Source organism: Propionivibrio sp. (assembly GCF_017995515.1).
GTDB lineage: Bacteria > Pseudomonadota > Gammaproteobacteria > Burkholderiales > Rhodocyclaceae > Propionivibrio.
In genome coordinates this window covers 1-3,386 of record NZ_JAGOIT010000178.1, presented here as the reverse complement: position 1 = coordinate 3,386, position 3,386 = coordinate 1, and the positions used below count along the sequence as shown (strand labels likewise).

2 protein-coding genes are annotated in these 3,386 nt (G+C 64.9%); both read left to right on the top strand.

Features of this window, described 5'->3' with window-relative positions; translation table 11 throughout:
• A partial coding sequence (hsp20, locus tag KBA32_RS16780) for a small heat shock protein sHSP20 (protein ID WP_061360421.1) occupies positions 1-499 on the top strand: 499 nt, incomplete at its 5' end.
• Between the two features lie 105 nt (positions 500-604).
• Positions 605-3,386: heat shock survival AAA family ATPase ClpK (gene clpK / locus KBA32_RS16775; protein ID WP_294361410.1), on the top strand; the 2,782-nt coding region annotated here is incomplete at its 3' end.

Genomic DNA, 3,386 nt, shown 5'->3' with positions numbered 1-3,386 from the left:
CTCTTCCCTGCCGGTGCAGCGCAATGACCTGCCAGCGGCGAGCGGGCCAGTCAGCCCGATCCTGCAACTGCATCGGGAAATCGACCGGCTGTTCGATGACGCATTCCGGGGCTTCGGTTTTCCGGCGTTGAACATGCCGCAGTGGCCATCCGATTGGTCGGGCATGCTGAAGCCGGCCCTGGACATCCAGGAAACCGACAAGCAGTACAAGATTGCCCTGGAAGTGCCCGGTGTCGAGGAGAAGGACATCCAGATCACTCTCGACAACGACGTGCTGATGGTGCGTGGCGAGAAGCGCCAGGAACAGGAGAAGAAGGAAGGTGGCTTCCACCGTGTGGAGCGCTCCTACGGCAGCTTTCAGCGTGCCTTGAACCTGCCTGACGACGCCAACCAGGATTCGATCAAGGCATCGTTCAAGAACGGGGTGCTCACGGTCACGATCGACAAGCGCGAGGTCAGCGCGCCGAAGCAGGGACGCTCGATCCCGATCAACGGCTGACGTCGCCGGCTCGTTCGTCACAAGAAAAACCCGGCACGAGACGAGGAGTCGCGGCTCGCGATGCCTCGTCGCCTCAACCTTGTCAACCTTCTCAGGAGCATCAGCATGGCCAGAAAACAATGCCAGGTCTGCGGCCAACCCGCCACCGTGCGGGTGGAAGCCAATCTCAACGGTCGTAACAGCACCATGCTGTTGTGCGACGACCATTACCGGCAATTAGTGCGCCAGCAAAAGCGCACCGTTTCGCCGCTGGAAGCCTTGTTCGGCTCGCGCAGCGGCCTGTTCGAGGACTTCCTCGGCAGTGACTTCTTCCGCATCGGCGACGACGCGACGCCAGTTGCCGCCGATACCGATGACGTGGTCGATGCCTCGTTTGGCGAGCCCGCCGCCGCAGGTTCGGGTGCGCCGCGCCGTCGCGGCAGTGGGCTGGCCAGCCGCATCAGCGAACAGTCGGAAGCCTTGCTGCAGGAGGCCGCCAAACACGCTGCCGAATTTGGCCGCTCCGAGGTGGATACCGAACATCTGCTGCTGGCGCTGGCCGACAGCGACGTGGTCAAGACCATCCTGGGTCAGTTCAAGATCAAGGTCGATGACCTCAAGCGGCAGATCGAGTCTGAGGCCAAGCGCGGGGACAAGCCCTTCGAGGGCGAGATCGGCGTGTCGCCGCGCGTGAAGGATGCGCTCAGCCGCGCCTTCGTGGCCTCCAATGAACTCGGCCATTCTTATGTCGGTCCAGAGCATTTCCTGATCGGTCTGGCCGAGGAAGGCGAAGGGCTGGCCGCCAACCTGCTGCGCCGCTACGGCCTGACGCCGCAGGCGCTGCGCCAACAGGTCAGCAAGGTGGTCGGCAAGGGCGCCGAGGATGGCCGCGCTGAGACGCCGACCAACACGCCAGAACTCGACAAGTACTCGCGCGACCTGACCAAGATGGCGCGCGACGGCAAGCTCGACCCGGTGATCGGCCGCGCGCAGGAGATCGAAACCACCATCGAGGTGCTGGCCCGGCGCAAGAAGAACAACCCGGTGCTGATCGGCGAGCCGGGTGTGGGCAAGACCGCCATCGTCGAAGGGCTGGCGCAGCGCATGGTGGCGGGTGAAGTGCCCGAGACCTTGCGCGACAAGCGCCTGGTGGAACTCAACATCAACGCCATGGTGGCCGGCGCCAAATATCGCGGCGAGTTCGAGGAGCGCGTGCAGAAGGTGCTGAAGGAGGTGACCGAGCACCAGGGCGAGCTGATTTTGTTCATCGACGAGGTGCACACCATCGTCGGTGCCGGCCAGGGCGGTGGCGAAGGCGGGCTGGACGTGGCCAACGTGTTCAAACCGATGATGGCGCGCGGTGAACTCAACCTGATCGGCGCCACGACGCTGAACGAGTACCAGAAATACATCGAGAAGGATGCCGCACTGGAGCGGCGCTTCCAGCCGGTGACGGTGCCCGAGCCGACGGTGGCCCAGGCCATCATGATTCTGCGCGGCCTGCGCGACACCTTCGAGGCGCACCACAAGGTCAGCATCTCCGAGGACGCGATCATCGCGGCGGCCGAGTTGTCCGACCGCTACATCACGGCGCGCTTCCTGCCGGACAAGGCGATCGACCTGCTCGACCAGGCGGCCGCGCGCGTGAAGCTGTCGGCCACGGCCCGGCCGGTGGCCGTGCAGGAGCTGGAGTCCGAACTGCACCAGCTGCGGCGTGAACAGGATTACGTGGCCGCGCGCAAGCAGTACGACCAGGCCGCCGAGCTCGGCAAGCGCATCGAAGCCAAGGAGGCCGAGCTCAAGAAGCTCGTCGAGGACTGGGAGCGGGAGCGGGCCTCCGGCAGTGCCGAGGTCAAGGCGGAACACGTGGCGCAGATCGTCTCGCGCCTGACCGGCATCCCGGTCAACGAGTTGACGGTGGAAGAGCGCGAAAAGCTGCTGCACTTGGAACAACGGCTGCACGAGCGCCTGGTGGGACAAGACGAGGCGGTCCGTGCCGTGGCCGATGCCGTGCGGCTGTCCCGCGCCGGCCTGCGCGAAGGCAGCAAACCGGTGGCTACCTTCCTGTTTCTGGGCCCGACCGGGGTGGGCAAGACCGAGCTCGCCAAGGCATTGGCCGAATCGATCTACGGCGATGAGCACGCCCTGTTGCGCATCGACATGTCGGAATATGGCGAACGCCATACCGTGGCGCGGCTGGTGGGCGCGCCTCCGGGCTATGTCGGTTACGACGAAGGCGGTCAGCTCACCGAGAAGGTGCGGCGCAAGCCCTACAGCGTGCTGCTGCTCGACGAGATCGAGAAGGCACACCCTGACGTCTACAACATCCTGCTGCAAGTGTTCGACGACGGTCGCCTCACCGACGGCAAGGGCCGGGTGGTGGATTTCACCAACACCATCATCATCGCCACGTCCAACCTGGGTTCGGACATCATCCAGCGACGGCTGAAGGCGCGTGAGGCGGCTGGCGAGGAGTACGAAAAGACCAAGGCCGAGGTCATGGACGTGCTGCGCGGCCACTTCCGGCCCGAGTTCCTCAACCGCATCGACGAGATCATCGTCTTCCATGCGCTGGGCAAGGAGGAGATCCGCCACATCGTCGGCCTGCAGCTCGATCGCGTGGCGCGCAGCGCCGCCAGCCAGGGCGTGACGCTCACTTTCGATCAGACGCTGATCGACCATTTCGCGGAAGAAGGCTACAAGCCCGAGTTCGGTGCGCGTGAACTCAAGCGCCTGATCCGCAGCGAGCTGGAAACTGCGCTGGCGCGCGAGATGCTCGGTGGCGGCATCGGCAAGGGCGATCACGCCAGCGCACGCTGGGACGACAAGGCCGAACGCGTGGTGTTCGAACGCAAAGAGCCACCGCAGACCCCGGCCGAGCCGGAGCAGCCGGATGCCGCGAAGGCGA